21 protein-coding genes and 4 pseudogenes are annotated in these 20,716 nt (G+C 45.6%); 13 read left to right on the forward strand and 12 right to left on the reverse strand.

Features of this window, described 5'->3' with window-relative positions; translation table 11 throughout:
- Positions 1 to 2: 2 nt before the first annotated feature.
- From IH598_04170 to IH598_04180, 3 genes are read right to left on the reverse strand one after another with little or no spacing between them, the layout of a single operon-like run.
- On the reverse strand, positions 3 to 854 hold the full coding sequence (locus IH598_04170; protein MBE0637696.1) for a rhomboid family intramembrane serine protease: 852 nt from the start codon (positions 852 to 854) through the stop codon (positions 3 to 5).
- Positions 855 to 887: 33 nt separating this feature from the next.
- Positions 888 to 2,747 (reverse strand): DNA mismatch repair endonuclease MutL, encoded by a 1,860-nt coding sequence (gene mutL, locus IH598_04175; protein MBE0637697.1) that lies wholly within the window; start codon positions 2,745 to 2,747, stop codon positions 888 to 890.
- 29 nt (positions 2,748 to 2,776) lie between these two features.
- Entirely contained in the window at positions 2,777 to 3,040 is a 264-nt protein-coding gene (locus tag IH598_04180; GenBank protein ID MBE0637698.1) for a hypothetical protein, read from the reverse strand.
- Positions 3,041 to 3,113: 73 nt separating this feature from the next.
- Between IH598_04180 and IH598_04185 the strand changes: the two genes are divergently transcribed.
- From IH598_04185 to rsxA, 13 genes are all read left to right on the forward strand, one after another.
- Positions 3,114 to 3,491, forward strand: coding sequence for a co-chaperone GroES (locus tag IH598_04185; protein MBE0637699.1), 378 nt, complete (start codon positions 3,114 to 3,116; stop codon positions 3,489 to 3,491).
- A gap of 60 nt (positions 3,492 to 3,551) precedes the next feature.
- Positions 3,552 to 4,694 (forward strand): ABC transporter substrate-binding protein, encoded by a 1,143-nt coding sequence (locus IH598_04190; GenBank protein ID MBE0637700.1) that lies wholly within the window; start codon positions 3,552 to 3,554, stop codon positions 4,692 to 4,694.
- 41 nt (positions 4,695 to 4,735) lie between these two features.
- A complete protein-coding gene (locus IH598_04195) occupies positions 4,736 to 5,755 on the forward strand; it encodes an iron ABC transporter permease (GenBank protein ID MBE0637701.1) in 1,020 nt (339 codons plus the stop codon).
- 15 nt (positions 5,756 to 5,770) lie between these two features.
- Complete coding sequence (locus IH598_04200) at positions 5,771 to 6,781, forward strand: ABC transporter ATP-binding protein (GenBank protein MBE0637702.1); 1,011 nt, start codon at positions 5,771 to 5,773, stop codon at positions 6,779 to 6,781.
- Positions 6,782 to 6,783: 2 nt separating this feature from the next.
- Positions 6,784 to 8,433 (forward strand): amidohydrolase, encoded by a 1,650-nt coding sequence (locus tag IH598_04205; protein MBE0637703.1) that lies wholly within the window; start codon positions 6,784 to 6,786, stop codon positions 8,431 to 8,433.
- Positions 8,434 to 8,476: 43 nt separating this feature from the next.
- Complete coding sequence (locus IH598_04210; protein ID MBE0637704.1) at positions 8,477 to 9,052, forward strand: transposase; 576 nt, start codon at positions 8,477 to 8,479, stop codon at positions 9,050 to 9,052.
- 22 nt (positions 9,053 to 9,074) lie between these two features.
- The gene (locus IH598_04215; GenBank protein MBE0637705.1) at positions 9,075 to 10,307 is read left to right on the forward strand and encodes a spore maturation protein; all 1,233 of its coding nucleotides are present in this window, start codon (positions 9,075 to 9,077) and stop codon (positions 10,305 to 10,307) included.
- A gap of 258 nt (positions 10,308 to 10,565) precedes the next feature.
- Complete coding sequence (locus IH598_04220) at positions 10,566 to 11,453, forward strand: Fe-S cluster domain-containing protein (GenBank protein MBE0637706.1); 888 nt, start codon at positions 10,566 to 10,568, stop codon at positions 11,451 to 11,453.
- 38 nt (positions 11,454 to 11,491) lie between these two features.
- Positions 11,492 to 12,826 carry an electron transport complex subunit RsxC gene (gene rsxC, locus IH598_04225; GenBank protein ID MBE0637707.1) on the forward strand — a complete coding sequence of 445 codons (1,335 nt, stop codon included), beginning with the start codon at positions 11,492 to 11,494 and terminating at the stop codon, positions 12,824 to 12,826.
- Positions 12,827 to 12,829: 3 nt separating this feature from the next.
- Positions 12,830 to 13,825 carry an RnfABCDGE type electron transport complex subunit D gene (locus IH598_04230; protein ID MBE0637708.1) on the forward strand — a complete coding sequence of 332 codons (996 nt, stop codon included), beginning with the start codon at positions 12,830 to 12,832 and terminating at the stop codon, positions 13,823 to 13,825.
- Positions 13,826 to 13,869: 44 nt separating this feature from the next.
- Positions 13,870 to 14,445, forward strand: coding sequence for an RnfABCDGE type electron transport complex subunit G (locus IH598_04235; protein MBE0637709.1), 576 nt, complete (start codon positions 13,870 to 13,872; stop codon positions 14,443 to 14,445).
- Between the two features lie 12 nt (positions 14,446 to 14,457).
- Complete coding sequence (locus IH598_04240; GenBank protein ID MBE0637710.1) at positions 14,458 to 15,042, forward strand: electron transport complex subunit E; 585 nt, start codon at positions 14,458 to 14,460, stop codon at positions 15,040 to 15,042.
- A gap of 18 nt (positions 15,043 to 15,060) precedes the next feature.
- The gene (rsxA, locus tag IH598_04245) at positions 15,061 to 15,633 is read left to right on the forward strand and encodes an electron transport complex subunit RsxA (protein MBE0637711.1); all 573 of its coding nucleotides are present in this window, start codon (positions 15,061 to 15,063) and stop codon (positions 15,631 to 15,633) included.
- 266 nt (positions 15,634 to 15,899) lie between these two features.
- Here the strand turns inward: rsxA and IH598_04250 are convergent.
- The 9 genes and pseudogenes from IH598_04250 to IH598_04290 form a co-directional block, all read right to left on the reverse strand.
- Positions 15,900 to 16,160, reverse strand: a pseudogene (locus IH598_04250) (GIY-YIG nuclease family protein).
- Positions 16,161 to 16,633: 473 nt separating this feature from the next.
- Positions 16,634 to 17,013 (reverse strand): annotated as a pseudogene (locus IH598_04255) (type II toxin-antitoxin system VapC family toxin).
- Positions 17,014 to 18,054: 1,041 nt separating this feature from the next.
- A pseudogene (locus tag IH598_04260) lies at positions 18,055 to 18,387 on the reverse strand (DUF86 domain-containing protein).
- Positions 18,388 to 18,397: 10 nt separating this feature from the next.
- Positions 18,398 to 18,690, reverse strand: a pseudogene (locus IH598_04265) (nucleotidyltransferase domain-containing protein).
- 220 nt (positions 18,691 to 18,910) lie between these two features.
- A complete protein-coding gene (locus IH598_04270; GenBank protein MBE0637712.1) occupies positions 18,911 to 19,222 on the reverse strand; it encodes a hypothetical protein in 312 nt (103 codons plus the stop codon).
- Positions 19,179 to 19,439, reverse strand: a complete 261-nt coding sequence (locus tag IH598_04275; GenBank protein MBE0637713.1) for a Txe/YoeB family addiction module toxin — start codon at positions 19,437 to 19,439, stop codon at positions 19,179 to 19,181. Before IH598_04275 ends, IH598_04270 begins: the two co-directional genes overlap by 44 nt.
- 6 nt (positions 19,440 to 19,445) lie before the next feature.
- Entirely contained in the window at positions 19,446 to 19,682 is a 237-nt protein-coding gene (locus IH598_04280) for a hypothetical protein (GenBank protein ID MBE0637714.1), read from the reverse strand.
- A 477-nt stretch (positions 19,683 to 20,159) separates the two neighbouring features.
- Positions 20,160 to 20,435, reverse strand: a complete 276-nt coding sequence (locus tag IH598_04285; protein MBE0637715.1) for a type II toxin-antitoxin system YafQ family toxin — start codon at positions 20,433 to 20,435, stop codon at positions 20,160 to 20,162.
- The gene (locus IH598_04290) at positions 20,425 to 20,634 is read right to left on the reverse strand and encodes a hypothetical protein (protein ID MBE0637716.1); all 210 of its coding nucleotides are present in this window, start codon (positions 20,632 to 20,634) and stop codon (positions 20,425 to 20,427) included. Before IH598_04290 ends, IH598_04285 begins: the two co-directional genes overlap by 11 nt.
- Between the last annotated feature and the right edge of the window lie 82 nt (positions 20,635 to 20,716).

A 20,716-nucleotide genomic window follows, 5' to 3' on the forward strand; every position in this document is an offset into this window, starting at 1 on the left:
GATCAGTACACGCGTTTATGTTTCCAGTATTTGATCAGTAAAAAACCGAAAATCATCCCGCCAAGGTGGGCAAAATGGGCAACGTTGCTCTGTGATTGGGTGAAACCCAGGTACAATTCGAGCAGTCCGTAGAAGATCACGAAATATTTGGCTTTGATGGGAAAAAGGAAGTAGATATAGAGCCGGACATTGGGGAATAGCATCCCGAAAGCGAGCAGAATACCGAATACAGCCCCTGATGCGCCAATCACGTTTGGACGGTTGAGCATATACTGTTTGTAATCAATCACAAAACCACGCGCACTTTCAATTAAGGCCTGGCTTTCGGGGTTGGAAGCAAGTTGCCGGGTTACTTTAATAAATTCGTTGTACTTTATGTACATCTCCCCGGCATAGGGTGAAATCTGCCCCTGGATTGTTGCCCTGAACTCCATGAGTCCGATCGTGGAAGGATCGTTGATCAATCCGTCAAGATAGGTAATCAGCGGGTTGAATTCAAAGTAAAAGATCGCGTAATGGACAAGTGCCGCCCCTATTCCCGTGATGAGATAATAAATCAGGAAGCGCTTCGAGCCCCAGATGTTCTCGAGCATATATCCAAACATCCATAGTGCGAACATGTTGAAAAGGATGTGTGAGACCCCGCCATGAAGGAACATGTACGTAATAAACTGGTAAGGAGCGAAAGCCGGTGAGCCGGGGTAGCGCAATCCCAGTTGTGCGGTAATGTCAATTCCGAAGGCCTGCTGAAAAGCAATGGTCGCAAGGAAGAACAACCCGTTAAGTATCAACAGGTTCTTGACTACGGGTGGAAGATAGGTAAATCCCTGAGGGCTATATTGCTGGTAACTCATTAATATTTAATTTGTTGTTCAAACTTAATAATGTCAGTTTTGTTCATTTTGCCGGGTGCTGTTGCGGTCGAAAACCTCGCCTATGTTGATCATCTTTACGATGGGACCACCATCAATGGATACTTCAGGAACTTTGCAGGCAAACAACTCCTCGGTCAACATTTTCATCTCAGCCTGCTGCAGACTTTTACCGGTTTTGAGTGAGAGGTTTTTGGCCATCGAGCGGGCTAAATTAACCCTTTTGTCCGAACCCAACTCGATGAGGTTATTTTTATAGTGTTCGATGATGCTGTCGATGGTTTCGGCAACGTTAATGATTTTTTCCCCTGCAGGGGTACCCTCGATGATAAACTGGAAAGGTTTTTTTGTGTCTGGTTTGATGTTAAAACCAAGCAGGTTGAGGTCATCCATTATCTCATTCATCAACTCGGCATCGGCGGGAGAAAGCGGAAGACGAATACCAAAAAGTTCCTGCTGGGTAAGCGCTACGCGTTTCGACAGCAGTTCAAGGTAGCGCTCAAAAAGAATGCGCTCGTGGGCTCTTTGCTGGTCCATCACCATCAACCCTGATTTGACCTGGGTGATGATAAACCTGCGGTGTAGCTGCAGGAAAACCCCTTCGGAAATTGTTTCTGTCGTCTGATGCAATTCATCATCGATCAACTTTCCGGCGAATTGTGCCTCCTTACCGGGTGCGGTTGCGGGTCTGTAACTTTTTTCCGGGTAAAGTTTCTGCCAGTTATCCTGGTTGCTTTGCTGGCGTGGGGTTACCGCTGTTTTATTTGACTCAAAGGGGTTATAATCCGGGTTGATCTTTATCGTGGGTGGCTTTGCGAGGGCATCCTGTGATGGCGTTTTAAAATCGAATAAGGATTCAACGTCAAAGTCGATGGCGGGGGTAATGCTGAATTTCCCCAAAGCGGCCTTCACTGCTGAGCGGATGACCGAATACACCATCTTCTCATCCTCAAACTTGATTTCAGTCTTAGTCGGGTGGATGTTGATGTCGATATTTGATGGGTCAATCTCGATAAATAAAAAATATGAAGGATACGATTTCTCAGGAAGGAGTTCATCAAAAGCACTTTCGACAGCATGATTCAGGTAAGCATGGCGGATAAATCTTTTATTTACAAAGAAATACTGTTCGCCGCGCTGCTTTCTTGCAAATTCAGGTTTCCCGACAAATCCCGCAACAGATATAAAACTCAGTTGCTGCTCAACCGGAACCAGCCGTTGATTGTAACCCGGACTAAAAATGTTCACAACCCGCTGTTTGAGCGTAGAGGATTTGAGTTGAAAAACCGGCTTGCGATCATTGTAAAGGTTGAAACTCAATTCCGGGTGTGCAAGCGCTACGCGCTGGAACTCCTCGATGATGTTCCTCATTTCCACCGCATCCGATTTGAGGAACTTCCTGCGTGCCGGAACATTGAAAAAGAGATTTTTGATCATGAGGGTGGTACCTGCAGGACATTGGCAAAACTCCTGCGATTTCACCTCCGATGCTTCGATGATGACGTGTGACCCGAGTTCCTGTTCCACCTTTCGCGTTCTCATCTCAACCTGAGCAATGGCGGCGATGGAGGCCAGCGCTTCACCACGAAAGCCCATCGTACGGATCGAAAAAAGGTCGTTGACCGAGCTGATCTTGGAGGTGGCATGACGCTCGAACGAAAGCCTGGCATCGGTTTCGGACATGCCACATCCGTTGTCGGTGATCTGGATAAGCGTCTTACCGGCATCTTTAATCACCAGTTCAATCTTGTCGGCGCCGCTGTCGATGGCGTTTTCGAGGATTTCTTTCACAGCCGATGCCGGCCGCTGGATCACCTCGCCGGCAGCAATCTGGTTGGCTACAGAATCGGGTAAAAGATGGATAATGTCCGACATGGTTAGAAGACTTTACGGCGGTTTGATGATCAGGTAAAAAACACAAAATAAGCCAGCAATGCAGCAATGGCAAGGAAAACAAGCAGATTAATCCCTCTCGATTTGCTCCGGTTTGCACGGTCGGCCCGGCGCCAGCGGCGGTCAATCTCCCTGCGGATACTTTCGCCGCCATCGCTTCCGCCTTCCTGTATCCTTTTTCGCCGTTCCTCCTGACGCTCTTTCTCTTCATTGTAATAGCGCGGCTTGTAGTTAAACTGTTTTGGGGTGCCTGTTTTAAAAAATCCGATTTGCATAGTGCAATGTTTGATTAGGTTTGCAAAAGTACTATAATTGTATCTTTGCCCTCGAAAATTGAAAGGAAAAGCTATGACATCAGAACCCGATATCAGCAAATTAATTGTAGTGGGAGACCGTGTGCTGATTAAACCAAAAGTGCAGACAAACAAGACCAACAGCGGGTTGTACCTGCCACCTGGCTATAAAGAAAAAGAGGAAGTGCAAACGGGTTATATCGTTAAATCCGGCCCCGGTTATCCCATACCTTCTGCTTCGGACGATCCGGATGAGCCCTGGAAACCTCCGGTTGACAAAACCCGCTACATCCCTTTGCAGGCCAGAGAAGGCGACCTGGCTATTTTTATGCAGAAGGGGGCTGTTGAGATCATGTTTCATGGAGAAAAATATTTTATTGTCCCACAGCATTCCATTCTGCTCCTTGAGCGCGACGAGGATTTGTATGATTAGGGAAAGTTTATTTCATTCAACCGCCAGATCCCATAAATTCGACAAACTAACTACTTCACCATGCGAAAGGATTTCCTTGTTAATTGCTGCTTTTTTCCCACCATATTGATTTTCCTGCTGGTTTTCCTTTCCTGTCAACTGAGGAATACAGATCAGAAGGAAGCCCGGTATGGGTTATCTGCTTACAGTCCCCAGACAGCCACCGGCTTTCGCATTTATGAGGCAGAAGGGTTCAGGGTAATGGACATAACAAGTGCTGACGTTGTTTTGGAAAAGTTCATTCTGGTTGACCGGAATGAACCGCTTACCCATGATTTCCCTGAAGATGGTCTTGTAATTTCAATCCCGGTTGAAAGCATGGTTTGTCTTTCGGCGACGCACATTGCTTATGCTGATGCACTTGGTTTAATGGACAAAATTTCCGGTGTTGCCAGCGCCGATTATGTAGTTTCCGCGAAGTTTAACGAGTTGCTGAAAGAGGGGAAAATCAGGGAGATCGGGATCGCTGATCATTTTAAAGTGGAACAGCTTATTCAACTTTCACCCGAAATTATTTTGGCAACTGCTCAGCAGGGGCAGGGCTACGAAAATCTGAAAAATGCCGGCCTGACAATGGTTCCGTTGGCCGAGCATCTCGAAAACCACCCGCTTGGAAGGGCGGAATGGATTAAATGCCTTGGGGTGTTGTTCGGGAAGGAAAAAGAAGCCATGCTCATTTTCGATTCGATCAGCAGGGAGTACAACAGGTTGAAAATGTTGACTCTGGATGTGGTAAATCGTCCTGTTGTGCTTTCGGGTAAGCAATATGGCGGTTTTTGGAATCTTCCCGGAGGGAAAAGCTATTTTGCACAGATGATTGATGATGCTGGAGCTACCTACATTTGGGCCGATAATAATGACTCAGGCAGCCTGATGCTCGACTTTGAAGTGGTTTACGATCGGGGTATGGATGCTGATTTCTGGCGGTTTCTGGTCTGGTCACGCGATGGTTTTTCGATTGAGCGTTTGATTGATGAGGATGCCCGTTATGCCGGTTTGAAAGCTTTTAAGGAGAAGAAAATACTAACCTGCAACACATTTGAGAAGCCCTATTTTCAAAGGGGGTTGTTAGAACCGCACGTTATCCTGGCCGATTATATTTCCATTTTTCATCCTGAACTTCTACCTGATCATCAACCTGTTTACTATGAATTGTTAAAGTGATTCCTTCACCACCAACATATCACACGGCGAAAAGCATCAGTATGATCACGATCATGCTGATTGTCCTTGTTCTGGTATTCTTCATCCTGAATTTGCTGATGGGTTCGGTCTATATTCCTGTTTCAGCAATCATCGGTATTTTAACAGGAAGCATTACCGAAAGCCCGTCCTGGATGGCCATCATACTTCAAACCCGCCTTCCGATGGCACTGACAGCCTTATTTGCCGGATCTGCTCTGGGTGTAAGCGGTTTGATGATGCAAACGTTGTTTCGCAATCCTTTGGCCGGACCATCAGTGCTTGGAGTAAGTGCCGGCGCCAGTCTTGGCGTAGCCGTCGTCATGATGTTCATTGCTATTCCCGGGGGATCGCTGGTCGCGGTGAGCCAGATTACGGGAAATTTCCCGGTAGTAATTGCAGCATTTGCCGGCGCTTTTAGCGTTTTGCTGTTCATCGGCGTCCTCGCAGCCAGGTTTCGGAGCAATACAGTAATCCTCATCATGGGAATCATGATTGCCTATGCAGTCAGCTCTGTGGTTGGGATTTTGCAATTTTATAGTCTGAAAGAAGATTTGCAGGCATTCGTAATCTGGGGTTTGGGAAGTTTTGGAAATGTTTCCATACAACAAATGAGTTACTTTATTCCATTGATTCTTGTAGGTTTGGCGCTTTCATCAGCTATGATCAAACCCCTCAACCTGTTGCTGTTGGGCGAATCTTATGCTAAAAATCTTGGTTTAAAAACACGCTCTTCACGTACCGGAATCATAGTTTTTACCGGCCTGCTTACAGCAACAGTGACAGCCTATTGCGGGCCAATTGCTTTTCTTGGGCTGGCTGTTCCACATCTGACCCGAAACCTTTATCAATCCTCCGACCACCGTATAATCTTGCCGGGTACAATTCTCACCGGCGCTTTGCTGGCACTGGTCTGCAACATCATCGCCAGGTTGCCGGGTTTCGACAGCGCTTTACCGATCAACGCCATCACATCGCTCATTGGCGCCCCGGTGGTTATTTGGCTGATTATTAAACGAAATGATTTTAAATCAATAACATAGATAGAGGAAGGAATCATGCAGTCTCCACTCAAAGCAGAAAATCTATCTATTGGCTATCAAGCCGGTAAAAGCAGGGATATTATCCTACACAAAGGGATAAACATTGAATTGTATGCCGGGGAGATCACTTGTTTGCTGGGACCAAACGGTTCAGGCAAATCCACGCTGATCAGGACACTGTGCGGGTTGCAAAAACCTTTGGCAGGTTTTGTAACAATTCATGATAAACATGTTGAGAAAACACCACCGGCAGAGCTGTCGCGATTGGTAAGTATTGTTTTGACCGGGCAACCCGAGATCAGCAACACGAGTGTGTTTTCGGTGGTTGCCTATGGCCGGTCGCCTTACACCGGGTTTTTCGGAGCATTGGATGGAAATGATTGGGAAGTTGTTGAAAAGGCGCTGCAAAGTACAGGTATTGAGCATCTTCGCGACCGAAAATTCGAAACGCTGAGCGACGGAGAGAAGCAAAAGGTGTTGATTGCCAAATCGCTGGCGCAGGAAACGCCGATCATTCTGCTGGATGAACCCACGGCATTTCTCGATTTTCCGGGTAAGGTCGAAATCATGCAACTGCTGCGAAATGCAGCCTGGAAGCAGGATAAGGCTATTTTACTTTCCACTCACGACATCAATTTGGCTATCCAGTTTGCGGACAGGATGTGGCTGATGGGACGCGACAAACCGATCATGACCGGCGTGCCGGAGGATTTGGCACTGAGCGGAGCAATCGCTGATTTTTTCGACAAAGAAAAAATAAAATTCGAGCCTGCCACCGGAAACTTTATCTTTGAAACCGGGTTTAAAGGAAAAGTAGAGTTAATGGGAGAAGGATTGGGTTTTGAGTGGCTCTCTAAAGCATTGAAACGCAAAGGTTTTCAGATGGTGAATGAAATTCATACCGAAGATTGCATTGCAGGAATTACCGTTGAACGTCATTCATTTGCACTTAATATCTCTGGTAAAATACTAAAGTTTAATTCAATCGGAGAGGTAATCTCCGAGATAAATAAAATCAATAATTGAACATGAGAAAACTAACGAATCTAATTGTAATTCTAAGTATTATGAATGTTATAGCCTGCAATCCTAAAGAGAAGGTTGATCTGATTGTCACCAACGCAACCATTTACACAGTGGATGAAAACTTCAGCATGGCCGAAGCCATGGCCGTAAATCATGGAAAAATAGTTGCCGTTGGCTCAGAGAATGATATGCTTAAGAAGTATGTTGCGGACCAGGTATTGGATTTGGGAGGGAAAGCGGTTTATCCCGGTTTTATTGATGCACACTGTCACTTTTACGGCTATGGATTGGGTTTGCTTAAACGTGCTGACCTGATGGAGACACAATCCTTTGATGAAATCCTTGAGATCATGAAGGCACATCATGAGAAATTTCCATCGGCCTACTGGATTGAAGGGCGGGGCTGGGATCAGAACGACTGGCCGGAGAAGACTTTTCCTGTGAATGACAAACTCAATGAATTATTTCCCGAAAATCCGGTGATCCTCATCCGTGTTGATGGCCATGCCGCCATTGTTAACCAAAAAGCCTTAGAACTGTCCGGGATCGACGGCAATACAAAAATTGACGGCGGCGAAGTGATCCTGAATAACGGCAAACCCACCGGTGTATTGATTGACAATGCCATTGAACTGGTGACAAAATCAATTCCGTCGCCTGATGCAGGCCAGATGGCAGAAGCGCTGACGGCAGCACAGCAGAACTGCTTTGCTGCCGGCCTCACCGGAGTGCATGACATGGGGCTGAACAATCGTGAAATTGAGGTGATAGATTCTCTGCATCAATCCGGTGAACTGAAAATGAGGATGTATGTGGTGCTAACTCCGGTAGAAGAGACGCTGGAAGCTTTTTTTGCAAAAGGAAAAACGAAAAACGACCTGCTGAATATCAGGGCGATAAAATTGTATGCTGATGGCGCCCTGGGTTCGCGGGGGGCAAAACTTATCACCGATTACAGCGACGATCCGGGAAATTCCGGATTGCTGTTGCGCTCACCGGAATCGCTTTTAGAGCTTTGCCGCAAAGCTTATGATAATGGTTTCCAGGTGTGTACACACGCCATCGGAGATTCGGCCAACCGGCTGATGTTGCAGGTATATGGTGAAGTACTTCAAGGTGAAAATGACCTGCGCTGGCGGATCGAGCATTCCCAGATCGTTACGATGGAAGATTTTGATTTGTTTGGAAAATTCAGTGTTGTTCCTTCTGTTCAGCCCACACACGCCACATCCGATATGTATTGGGCCGGCGACAGGGTAGGAGCAGAGCGGATGAAAGGCGCCTATGCCTACAACGACCTGCTGCGGCAAAACGGATGGCTGCCGCTGGGCACCGATTTTCCGATTGAAGGGATCAACCCCATTCACACCTTCTATGCTGCCGTTATCCGCAAAGATTTGAAAGGATGGCCGGAGAGCGGTTTCCAAATGGAAAATGCCTTAAAAAGGGAGGATGCCCTGAAGGGCATGACCATCTGGGCTGCAAAAGCTGCATTTGAAGAAAATGAGAAAGGGAGCCTCGAACCCGGAAAATTTGCCGATTTTATATTTCTGGACAGAGATATCATGCAAATTCCCGGTGATCAGATCCCATCAGCAAAAGTGTTGAAGACCTTTGTTGGGGGAGTGGAGGTGTTTGAGGCACCTAATTAAATCCTAAAAAAATATTCGATCATGGTTTTCATAATATTTTCCTGTGGCTGATAAATTCCAAAATAAATATCGGGTTCCTTCCGCACGTGCCCAATGGTGGGATTATTCCGCCATTGGTTTGTATTTCATTACGATTTGCATAAAGAATCGGGAAAATATTTTAGGAAATGTCAATAACGGGCAGGTGTTTTTATCCGATATTGGTGAAATCGTTAATGAAGAATTTGAGAAATCATTCAAAATCCGTAACGAATTGTTTTGTGAAATTTACGTGATCATGCCGAATCACATTCATGCCATTTTACGTATTGAAAATGATGAAACGCAACGGACGGTAGAGACACACGGCCGCGTAGAGACGCACGGCCGTGCGTCTCTACGGCAATACGGCGTCGCCTACCGTGTACCAAAATCAATTTCATCATTTGTGGCGGGGTTTAAATCGGTGGCCACATCGCGCATCAATCAATTGCGCAATTCACCGGGGAAAACGGTTTGGCAACCTCGTTTTCATGACCGGATTATCCGTGATCACGATGCATTTCTTACAATACATAAATATATTCTCAACAATCCATCAAAATGGCACGAGGATACATTCTTTAATCCTGAGCAATAAAAATATCTATACAAAACTACCTATGATCCTCAACTATATCTGGATAGCCTTTTTCCTGATTGCCTTTGTGGTGGCGCTGGTGAAATTGATTTTGTTTGGCGATGTGAATGTTTTTCCCGAGATTATGGGAAGCACTTTCGAGATGGCCAAACTGGGATTTGAGATTTCGCTGGGATTAACGGGTGTAATGACCTTGTGGCTTGGGTTGATGAAGGTCGGAGAAAACGGTGGAGTGATCAGGGTGATGGCAAAAGTGGTGGGACCGCTGTTCAGGAAGCTGTTTCCTGAAATACCGAAAGACCACACAGTGACCGGTTCTATTATGATGAACCTGGCTGCCAATATGCTCGGACTTGATAATGCCGCCACTCCGCTTGGCCTCAAAGCCATGACACAGTTGCAGGAACTAAATAAGCAGAAAGATACCGCCAGCAACCCGATGATCATGTTCCTGGTGCTGAATACTTCCGGATTAACCCTCATCCCCATCAGCATCATGGTTTACCGTGCGCAACTGGGAGCCGCCGACCCGTCCGACATCTTTCTGCCTATTCTTTTAGCTACATTTTTCTCCACCATGGCGGGCATCATTTCAGTTGCAATTATGCAGCGAATTAACCTGCTCAACAAAATTGTACTGGCGTACCTTGGTGGCTTTACTATACTTGTTTCCCTGATTATCTGGTATTTCACCATTATCCCGCATGAAAAGATCAGCGTGGTATCGTCGGTGGCCAGCAATGTGATTCTGTTCTCGATCATCATCTCATTTATCGGCCTGGCGCTGGTGCGCAGGGTGAATGTGTATGAATCCTTTATTGACGGAGCCAGGGAAGGATTTACAATTGCCATAAAAATTATTCCCTACCTCATTGCCATCCTTGTGGCCATCGGTGTTTTCAGGGCTTCAGGCGCAATGGATTTTATGATTGACGGCATTGGATGGACAGTTACACGGTTAGGTATAAACAGCGATTTTGTGCCTGCTTTACCCACCGCACTTATGAAACCGCTGAGCGGCGCCGGCGCAAGGGGAATGATGGTGGATGCCATGAATACTTTCGGCGCTGACTCTTTTGTAGGACGGCTGGCAGCAACCTTCCAGGGTTCTACTGACACTACTTTTTATATCCTTGCCGTTTACTTCGGCTCAGTGTCCATCCGAAAAACCCGCTATGCTGTTACCTGCGGGCTGATTGCAGATTTTGCGGGGATTACAGCTGCCATATTTATTGCATACCTCTTCTTTCATTAACTTTATCCCAGTTGCTGCATTTTTGCCATATCAGCGATTAAACGATCTGATTGATACTTAATTGATTGAAAAACATTAGTTTAAATTCATTTTAAATTGAGGCCAAAAAGCAAAATTTGTAACATATGTTATATTTTTGCTCTTTGTTTTGAAATGAAAATTTTGATGGCATGGTTGAATGCACAGGAATTTACAATTTTCATAAAAAAATCAGGATGTTGAATATCATCTATTTACAAAATAATAAACTGCGCTTTCATGGATAATGTAATTGTTTATGCAGTGATCTCATTGAGTGCGATCGGGGTGACTGCAGCGGTAGTACTTTACTTTGTGGCTCAGAAGTTTAAGGTAATCGAAGATCCCCGGATTGATGACGTTGAAGCTGCTTTACCCGGCGCCAATTGTGGTGGATGTGGTTTTGCCGGTTGCCGGGCTTTTGCCGAAGGAATTGTCAAAGCCGGAACTCTGGAAGGGCTCAACTGCCCTGTTGGAGGAAACACAACGATGGCTGAAATTGCAAAGGTTCTGGGTATTGAAGCAGAGGAAAAAGATCCGTTGATTGCCGTGCTCAGGTGCAACGGCTCCTGCGAAAATGCCCCACAAAAGATGAAGTACGATGGACCTGCTACCTGCGCATTTGCCCACAACCTGTATTCAGGGGAAAGTGGCTGCCCGTTTGGCTGTCTTGGATTGGGCGATTGTGTGGTTTCATGCAAGTTCGATGCACTTTACATGGACGAAAAAACAGGGCTTCCGGTGGTGGTTGAAGATAAATGTGTGGCCTGCGGCGCCTGCGTAAAAGCCTGCCCGAGAGGAATCTTTGAACTTCGGCTGAAAGGGAAAAAAGACCGGCGTATCTATGTGTGCTGTATCAATGAGGAAAAAGGGGCGCCGGCAAAGAAAAACTGTGAAGTGGCCTGTATTGGCTGTGGGAAATGTGTGAAAGTATGCGCATTTGATGCCATCACGCTTGAGAATAACCTCGCTTACATTGATGACGAAAAATGTAAACTCTGCCGTAAGTGCGCCCCTGAGTGTCCTACCAATGCCATTCACGAGTTGAATTTTCCTCCACGAAAACCAAAAGCGGAAGTGACAGCAGAAGCTCCAAAAGAACCTGCTCCGGCTGAAACTAAATCATAATCTGAAATATTGTCACGATCTCAACACAGACGAAAATGATAGTAAAAACATTTAAACTTGGAGGCGTACATCCACCGGAAAACAAAATCTCATCCGGTGCTGCCATCCAGCCGCTGCCTATGCCGGGAAGAGTTTTCGTACCCGTTACCCAACACCTGGGGGCGCCGGCAAAAGCGGTTGTAAATCGCGGTGATGAAGTTAAAACAGGGCAATTGTTAGCCAAAAGCTCCGGTTTTATTTCTGCCAACATCCATTCACCGGCTACGGGTAAAGTGTTCAGGATTGATGAAGTGATTGATCAGTCGGGATACAAAAGAATGGCCATCATCATCGATACTGCAGCAGATATATGGGACGAAGGTATCGACATTTCCCCGGATATCAGCAGGGAAATATTACTGACAAAAGAAGAGATTATCGGGCGGATCAATGATAGGGGTGTGGTAGGACTGGGCGGGGCAACTTTCCCGACACACATCAAAATGATGGTTCCGGACGGAAAATATGCAGAGTACCTGATCATCAACGGCGTGGAGTGCGAGCCTTACCTTACTTCCGACCACCGGCTGATGCTTGAAAAAGGGGAAGAGATGCTCATCGGCACTTCCATCCTGATGAAGGCGCTTGGGGTGAAGAAAGCCATCGTAGGCATCGAAAACAATAAACCCGACGCCATTGAGCACATGACCCGGCTGGCCGAAAAATTCCAGGGAATCACAGTTCATGCGCTCAAAGTGAAGTACCCGCAAGGTGGTGAAAAGCAGTTGATCAAGGCACTGACCGGACGGGAAGTTCCCTCAGGAAAGCTTCCGATCGAGACCGGTTGCGTGGTGGATAATGTAGGAACTGCCTTTGCTGTTTATGAAGCCGTGCAAAAGAATAAACCGTTAATCGAGCGGGTGGTGACATTGACCGGGAAAGCTGTAAAACAGCCATCCAACTTTCTGGTGCGGGTTGGGACTCCCATACAGCACCTGATTGACCACGCCGGTGGATTACCAGAAAATACCGGTAAATTGGTTGGTGGAGGACCCATGATGGGAAAAGCGCTGGTTTCGCCGGAAGCACCAATTGTAAAAGGTTCGTCAGGTATCTTGCTGATGCCCGCCGAAGAGGCGAAGCGCGTTCCAGTGAAAAATTGTATCCGTTGCGCCAGGTGCATCTCAGCCTGCCCGATGGGGTTGGAGCCTTACCTCCTTGCCCAGCAAACTGTTCATGAAATGTGGGACAATGCCGAAAGTGACCGCATCATGGACTGCATAGAGTGCGGTTCCTGTCATTACACCTGTCCTTCGGGGCGCCCATTGCTCGATTACATCAGGCTTGGAAAAGCCAGAGTAGGTAAAATCATCAGAACCAGAGGAAAACAATAAGCTATGAATAATTTACTTACCATTTCGGGTTCACCGCATGTGCATACCGATGAATCCATCAAAAAAATCATGTTCAGCGTGGTATTTGCCATGGTACCGGCGATGCTCGTTTCGCTTTACTTTTTCGGATTTGATGCCCTGAGAGTGATTGCGATATCCGTGATTGCCTGCGTTGTGGTTGAATATTTGATTCAAAAGTACCTGATCAAGGGCGACCTGACCGTAAATGACGGATCAGCCATCGTGACCGGGGTGTTGCTTGCATTTAATGTTCCTGCCAGCCTGCCCACATGGATTATCATCGTTGGTGCAATCGTATCCATCGGGATTGCTAAAATGGCTTTTGGCGGAATAGGGAAAAACCCGTTTAACCCGGCACTGGTTGGTCGTGTGTTTCTGCTGATCTCGTTCCCTGCACAGATGACCTCGTGGCCGCTGCCTAAACCACTGTTTGCAAAAACCATCACCGATTCGATCACCGGCGCCACACCCCTCGGTTTGTTGAAAGAAGGGCAAATGGCGGGCAAAACCATCGAGCAGATCATGTCAGATCCCAATATGCCCGATTACATCCAGCGCATGATCGGATTTCAGACCGGCTCGCTCGGTGAGATGTCTGCGATCGCGCTGCTTATTGGTGCGCTTTTCATGTTTTTCCGCAAAGTGATCACCTGGCATATTCCAATCTCTTACCTTTTATCCTCGTTCATTTTTGCAGGAATATTCTGGATGATCGACCCGACGCATTATGCCGATCCCTTCTTTCACCTGATCACGGGGGGATTGATGCTTGGTATTTTCTATATGGCCACCGACATGGTAAGTTCGCCCATGGCGCCCAAAGGACAGATCGTGTTTGGCATTGGGTGCGGCCTGCTTACCATGATGATAAGGCTCTGGGGTGCTTACCCGGAAGGCGTTTCTTTCGCCATCCTGATTATGAATGCATTTGCACCAATTATTAATAAGGCTTTCAAACCACAACGGTTTGGGGTGTAAGCCAAAGAGTTGAATTTTAAACGACATCGAAACAATAGCTTGATATGGCAAAGTTAGAATCAACATTTTTAAATATGTTTTTGACGCTGTTCATCGTCACGGCACTTTCTTCACTTGCAGCCAGCGTCGTTTACAACATGACCAAAGGGCCCATTGCCGAAGTGGCCCGCCAGAAACAACAAAAGGCCATCGAACAGGTGCTGCCCGGCTTTACCGACCTGAAGAGATTTTCGGTGATGCCGGCCAATGGGCAGGATTCGCTGGTTTTCTTTGAAGGAACCAATGATGGCGAGGTCGTTGGCGTGGCGGTGAATACTTACACCAACCTGGGCTACAGCGGACTGATCAAACTGATGGTGGGGTTCAAACCCGATGGCACTATTGTAAACTACGAAGTGCTCGACCATAAAGAGACCCCCGGACTGGGAAGTAAAATCGCTGAAGGTTTCAAAACTCAGTTTAACGGGACAAACCCGTCGCAAACTACCCTCAAAGTAAAAAAAGACGGTGGAGAAATTGATGCCATCACCGCAGCCACAATCAGTTCGCGTGCAGTGTGTGATGCATTGCAGCGGGCCTCTGCTGCTTACGAGGAAGTGAAAAAACAACAAAACGATTAGGAGGAACATGCTATGGATCAAATGAAAAATTTTACCAAAGGCTTTTTCAAAGAAAACCCGGTATTTGTGATGCTGCTTGGCATGTGTCCGACATTGGCTGTTTCAAATTCTGCCATTAACGGGCTGGGGATGGGACTGGCCACAACTTTCGTACTGGTGATGTCCAATATTGTGATTTCACTGATTAAAAATCTTGTCCCGAACAAGGTGAGGATTCCCATTTTCATCGTCGTTATCGCTTCTTTTGTAACTATTGTTGACCTTGTTATGGCCGGATATGCTCCTGCATTACACGCCCAGTTAGGCATCTTTATCCCGCTGATCGTGGTTAACTGCATCGTACTTGGGCGTGCTGAGGCTTTCGCTTCGCGGCAGAACGTATTTTCATCAATGATCGACGGGCTGGGCATGGGTATTGGCTTTGCCATGGCGCTCACCGTTCTTGGTTCGGTGCGTGAAATGCTGGGTAACTACTCCCTGTTTGGACATAAATTCATTCAGACCGACGGCATACTGGTCTTTATCCTTTCACCCGGCGCCTTCATCGCCCTGGGATTTCTTATTGCCCTTATCAACAAAGTCACTAAAAAAGTCTAATCCAAAAAACTAAGGAATATGGAATACATCATCATGATCATCAGTGCGGTATTGGTAAGCAATATTGTACTGGCCAACTTCCTCGGCATCTGCCCTTTTCTTGGCGTTTCCGGCAAACTATCCACCGCTTCAGGCATGGCAGGCGCCGTACTTTTTGTTATGACCATCGCCTCCATCGTAACCTGGATGGTTCAGCAATATGTACTTACACCTTTCAACCTCGGATTTCTGCAAACCGTAGCATTTATCCTCATCATAGCCTTCCTGGTGCAGGTTGTGGAGATCATCCTGAAAAAAGTCAGTCCGCCGCTTTACCAGGCACTTGGGGTCTTCCTTCCATTGATCACCACCAACTGTGCTATCCTTGGCGTAGCATTGCTTATAACCCAGAAGGAATTCAACCTGATCCAGGCAACGGTTTACGCCATCGGTAATGCCCTCGGTTTTGCATTGGCGCTTTTAATTTTTGCCGGCATCCGCGAGCACCTCGAACTGATGGACGTACCTAAAGGAATGCGTGGTATGCCCATCGCCCTCGTCGTTGCAGGCATCCTCTCACTGGCGTTCATGGGGTTCGCGAATTTGGTGTAGGGAGGTCTGATTCAAATGTTGAAGCAGTGCCCTTTCCGTACATTGCTTTGCAGATTGTTCAGGAAATCAATCACCAGTAAATGAATTTTATGGTGTTCAGTGTTTTGTTGTTTTTGGATGGGGAAGGCAGGCAAGAAGGTGTGGTGCGCCGGGGAAGACTACAAATGTTCTGATATTCTGTTGTTAAGAAGTGTCAACACAACCTGTTGCCCCGCAATTGTGCTTTCTGCCGAAGATTGATCTGGGTGTTTGTTCAAAGCAGCGGCCTATTCGGTCAGATCGTCATATAAATCTCGCCAATCGGGATTCATGGCGTTGATGAGGTCGAGTTTCTTTTTACGTGAGCCGGCCTTAATCTGCTTCTCCCTTGTCAGTGCGTCACCAATCCAGTCGAATTTTTGATACCAGACAAGCTTGTCGGTGTTGTAGCGGGCTGAAAAGGAGTGCTGGTACTTTTTGTTGCGGTGACGGTCAATACGGTCTTTGAGGGTGCTGGTGGCGCCGGTGTAGAGGACCGTGTGGTTTTTGTCCCGACCTTCGGTGCGGGATGCTCGAAATAGCTACTCCCGACCTTCGGTACGGGATTGTTTTTCGGCATTAGTGGTTATATATGTGTATCCTTTTTTGGGCATGGCGTTGAGATAGGCGCGGTTTTAGGTTGGAACAGGCTGCGTCTCCCGCATGTGCGGGATCGCAGACCCTGACGTTGTGGTGAAGAGTAATATTATAGTTTCGGATTAAAGAGTATGGTTTACAGGGCGTTTAATCGAAGAAAGTATATTGAAGACTTTGCGGAGCGAGAGCTTGCCCTGCCCCCGAAGGATCGGGGTCAGGCAGGGAGGCACTGAGCGTAGGGGAAACGTGCTGATAATGAACTGGTAATCTACCGGTGCGCAGTGCCGAAGCCATCTGGCGCAACACATTAACACCTCTCCCATATCACCATCGACATGATGATGTAGGTCTATTACGATTTATCCAATTTAATTTTGTATCCCTCTTAAATATCAGTGAACTGGTAATAAATTAGATCAATTTCTGTGATGTTGGCCATCCCCTTATCAGCAGTGAAAAGCGGTGTGTTCAGATATAATGCTGATCCTGCAATTATAGCATCAGGCAATTTTAATCCATACTTCCTGCGGAGTAGAATTGTATTTTCTTTAATCACTGATGAAATTTCAATAATCGTACAATGTTGCAGAAAGCCTCAATCATTTTAATCTCAAGCGCTGTGATTCTTTTAAAACTTAATAATTCGAGCTGAGTAATAAACGAAACAAACAATTGTTTATCTTCCAATACAGGCAAAAGGGTTTTATCACCATTCAGGTAATACAGAATGATGTTTGAATCAATAAATAGCTGATCACCATTCATCTCTCCACCTTTTTTGCAATTCCAGCGGATCTTCTTTCAAAGATAATACACCGCAATATTTACTTAATTCAAGCTTCCTGATTAATCTCTGTTTCCGGAGCTTTTCAAGTACGGCCTTAATCTGCTCCCTTTCTGTACCTCTTTTAATTGTCATTACCATTTTCAAAAATTATTTACAAAAATAGCAAATTTAAAGAAGAAGCGAGTGCTTTCATAATATTAATGGGGTAGAGTCAAAGCCACCATACTTTTGAGGGATTTGGAACGGCTGCTTCGGCAATGCGTTCCTGACTGCCTGCATGACGCATTCAGGCAGGGCAGGCAGGGTTCCTCCCTCGCAGACTCAAGCTTCGATTGGGATATGATAGTGTGGCGTCAGGCTGCTTCCCTGCCTGCCCTGCCTGCGTGACCCAGTCAGGCAGGGTGACGCAGTCAGGCAGGGCTTTGCTCGCAAAGCCAGGCTGTGGAGGGGCTGCAGAGAGAGTGGCGATGGAGAGAGCGCTTTGATAAATTAGGACAGGCTGCTTCCCTGCCTGCGTGACGCAGTCAGGCAGGGCTTCGCTCGCAGACCCCTGCGTTGCGGTAAAGTGTAATATTATAGCTTCGTTTTAATGAGTATGGTTTATGAGGGCGTTTAATAGAAGAAAGTATATTGAAGTCTTTGCGGAGCAAGGGCTTGCCCTGCCCCCGAAGGATCGGGGTCAGGCAGGGAGGTGCGCAGGAAATGTAGAGGCAGCGTAGACACTTACACTGCAGAACCATTTCATCCATAGCAAATGGCGCCGACGCAACTGCTTCGGGTCTTCGTCCCTTGCAGAGTCGGGCGCTGATTGAGCTGGGTTAAGGTTGATGCAAAAGAAGCAGCGGCCTATTCTACCATGTCGACAGAAAGATCGTGCCAGACGATGTTCAGGGTTTTTATGAGGTCGTTCTTTTCTGCTACGCTTCACGTTGTGGCTTTGTTGCTAAAGCATATGCGCCTTTTTACTGAAATTATTATCCGGGTTTAAAAGATGATCTTCGGAAAAGGAAAAAAGTATTTTAAGATAACAGCCCCTCAACTTCGACATTCAATAGTGGCAGATGATTATTTAAAATAGCCCAGAAAATAGAAGTGTCAACAGCATCATATGCATGTATTATACGATTACGCATACCTGCAATTTGCCTCGACTGGTTTAGTTCTACGCCCAAATTTAAGGAATCGAATTTATTAACAGCTTCACCAATTATTCCAAGCTGCCGTTCGACTGCACTTTGGGTTTATAAATCATGAACATAGTCCTTATATGCTGAAACAGATGAAGTAAAACTTTCAATCAAAAAGATTGCATGCCTGATATCAGATAAGTATTTCAACCCTTGCTCCGTCATAGATCAGAATTTAATTTCTTTCGATATTTTTTTTAAATACGGATTCTTTATGGATGATTCCGTTAAGAGGTCAACTTTTCTTGTAAAAATCAACTCGAGTTTATCCCATAATGAAAGTAGTTTTTCGCCTCTGGCAACCGGATCGGACTCATTTAATTCAACAACCAGATCAATATCACTGCTTAGCCTATCGAACCTATCTTTTGTAGCAGAACCAAAAGCATACATGTATTTCAAATCGTGGTCAATACACAATTGTTTGAAATAATCTCCATTTTCGATTAAAAAGTCTTTGATATACATGTTGCAAAGCAACTATTTTTTTCAAATCGGCAGCAAATTTTAATTTTGGTCTTTAGGCTACTTTGGTTCCTGACTGCGTCACCCTGCATGACTGTGTTTCCTTGTCTGACTGTGTCACGCAGGCAGGGCAGGCATGGCGCCTCCCTCGCGGAGCCTGGCGTTGAAGAAGCTTAAATAGGTTAATCAGGGTGGCTATAGGGCTCTTTTATCGCGGGCGGCCTTAATTGTAAAACTTTTCCACAAAATCCACCAGCCACACAGTGACATCTATCTTCTCCTTCAGCATCTTCTCCTTTTTCTGCTGCCATTGTTCTTTGAAGCCGGGGGTGGTGATAGGTTCCAACCCTTTGGCGATAGCGCGCTTTTGGTCTTGTTCGCTCACGGTGTAGTTGAAGGCGAGGCCGTAGTTTACTTCCTGCTCCCGGGTGTATTTGAGGCTGCAAGTAGGTTTCAGGCAAATAGCAATGAGGAAGGATTTAACAACTTTATTATTTGTAATGAAATTTGCATGCAACAATCTCAATGGATTCATTGGTGACCCTATAAACAAGCCGGTGTTGATCGTTGATTCTTCTCGACCAGCAACTTTTGAATTGATGTTTCAGGGATTCTGGTTTACCGGTTCCGGTAAATGGACTGCGCCTTGTTTCTTCAATTAGCTTTACCAGCTTTATGAAAGTCTGTTTGTCAGTCTTGGACCAATCATTAAAATCTTCGAAGGCAGTGCCCTTGAATACAATGTCTCTCATTTAAAACTAATAATTTTGAGCGACATATTTTTTAAACTCATCAGCAGAAAATTGAATTGAGGGTTCGGCAACCATATTTTCGAGTATGTGTTTTTCGTTCGCAATATTTGAACTTAGGTAATCGGTTTCATCTTCCGAACTACTTATCCTGATAATCACCTCCTTTTCCCTGAACATTTTTTTTAACGAATCAATAAAACTGCGATCAATCTGATTGACGTTTAATCTGAAAATTGCTTCCATAAAATTAAAAGGTATTAAATCGGCACAAAAATAATGTTTTTTTTTGCCATGATAGGTGAACAGTGCTCTGGTAGGATTTGTGGGGCTGCTTCCCTGAATGCGTGACGCAGGCATGGCTCCCCCCTCGCAGACCCAAGCTTCGATTGGGCTTTAAGGTGTGTGGCGTTGTGGTTGAAGAATAGTATTATAGCTTCGGATTAAAGGGCATGGGGTAAGAGGACGCTGATACGATGAGAGATGCCTATAACTCTGACCGGTGCGCAGTGCCAAAGTAAACAGCTTTTTTCCTGAGGTCTGGCTCAAGCAACAACTGCTGCAACATGCAAAAGCATTTAAGAAATACAATTTGTGGAGGCTTAGCAAAGCAAGCAGTTCACTGCAATTACTGACTATTTATTTTTAATGAACCGTTCAAACCATGTGGCGTATAGTATATGGGATTGATTTATAATTACTTCCCGATCAAAAAATCTGAATTTAAAACAAATCAGCATGGGTACCTGTACGGACAAGGACTATTATTTTATTCGTATCGTCCTGTTTCCAAATCAGTAACCAGTCAGGTTTGATATGACATTCATGATAACCTTTCAGATTGCCTGATAATGGATGAGTTTTGAATTTAACAGGCAGTTTCCCGGATAATTCGAGTAACTTAAGAACATTACCTAAAAGTTGCAGATCGTAATTTCTTTTAGTGCATCTGGCAAAATCTTTCTCAAATTTTTTCGAGGTAAGGATCTTATACACCAGAAGATGTTTTGAGTATGGCCATCAATTCATCAACGGATGCGTAGGATTTCACCTTGCCTTCTTCTACTTCTTGAATAGCCTTTAGTGTTTCTTCATTCGGACTTTTATTATCTAACACTCGTGCATATCGCTTTTTTTTGAGAAGTTCAAGTATTTTTCTTGCCTCTGAAGAACGTGTATCCAAAATTATCGTAGTCATTACTTTTATTTTTATCGTTGCAAAATTACTTTTTTTTGAAAAACTACCTCATAACAATAGGTTGAAAAGAGAGAAGGTGTTT

Source organism: Bacteroidales bacterium (assembly GCA_014860585.1).
Lineage (GTDB): Bacteria > Bacteroidota > Bacteroidia > Bacteroidales > 4484-276 > RZYY01.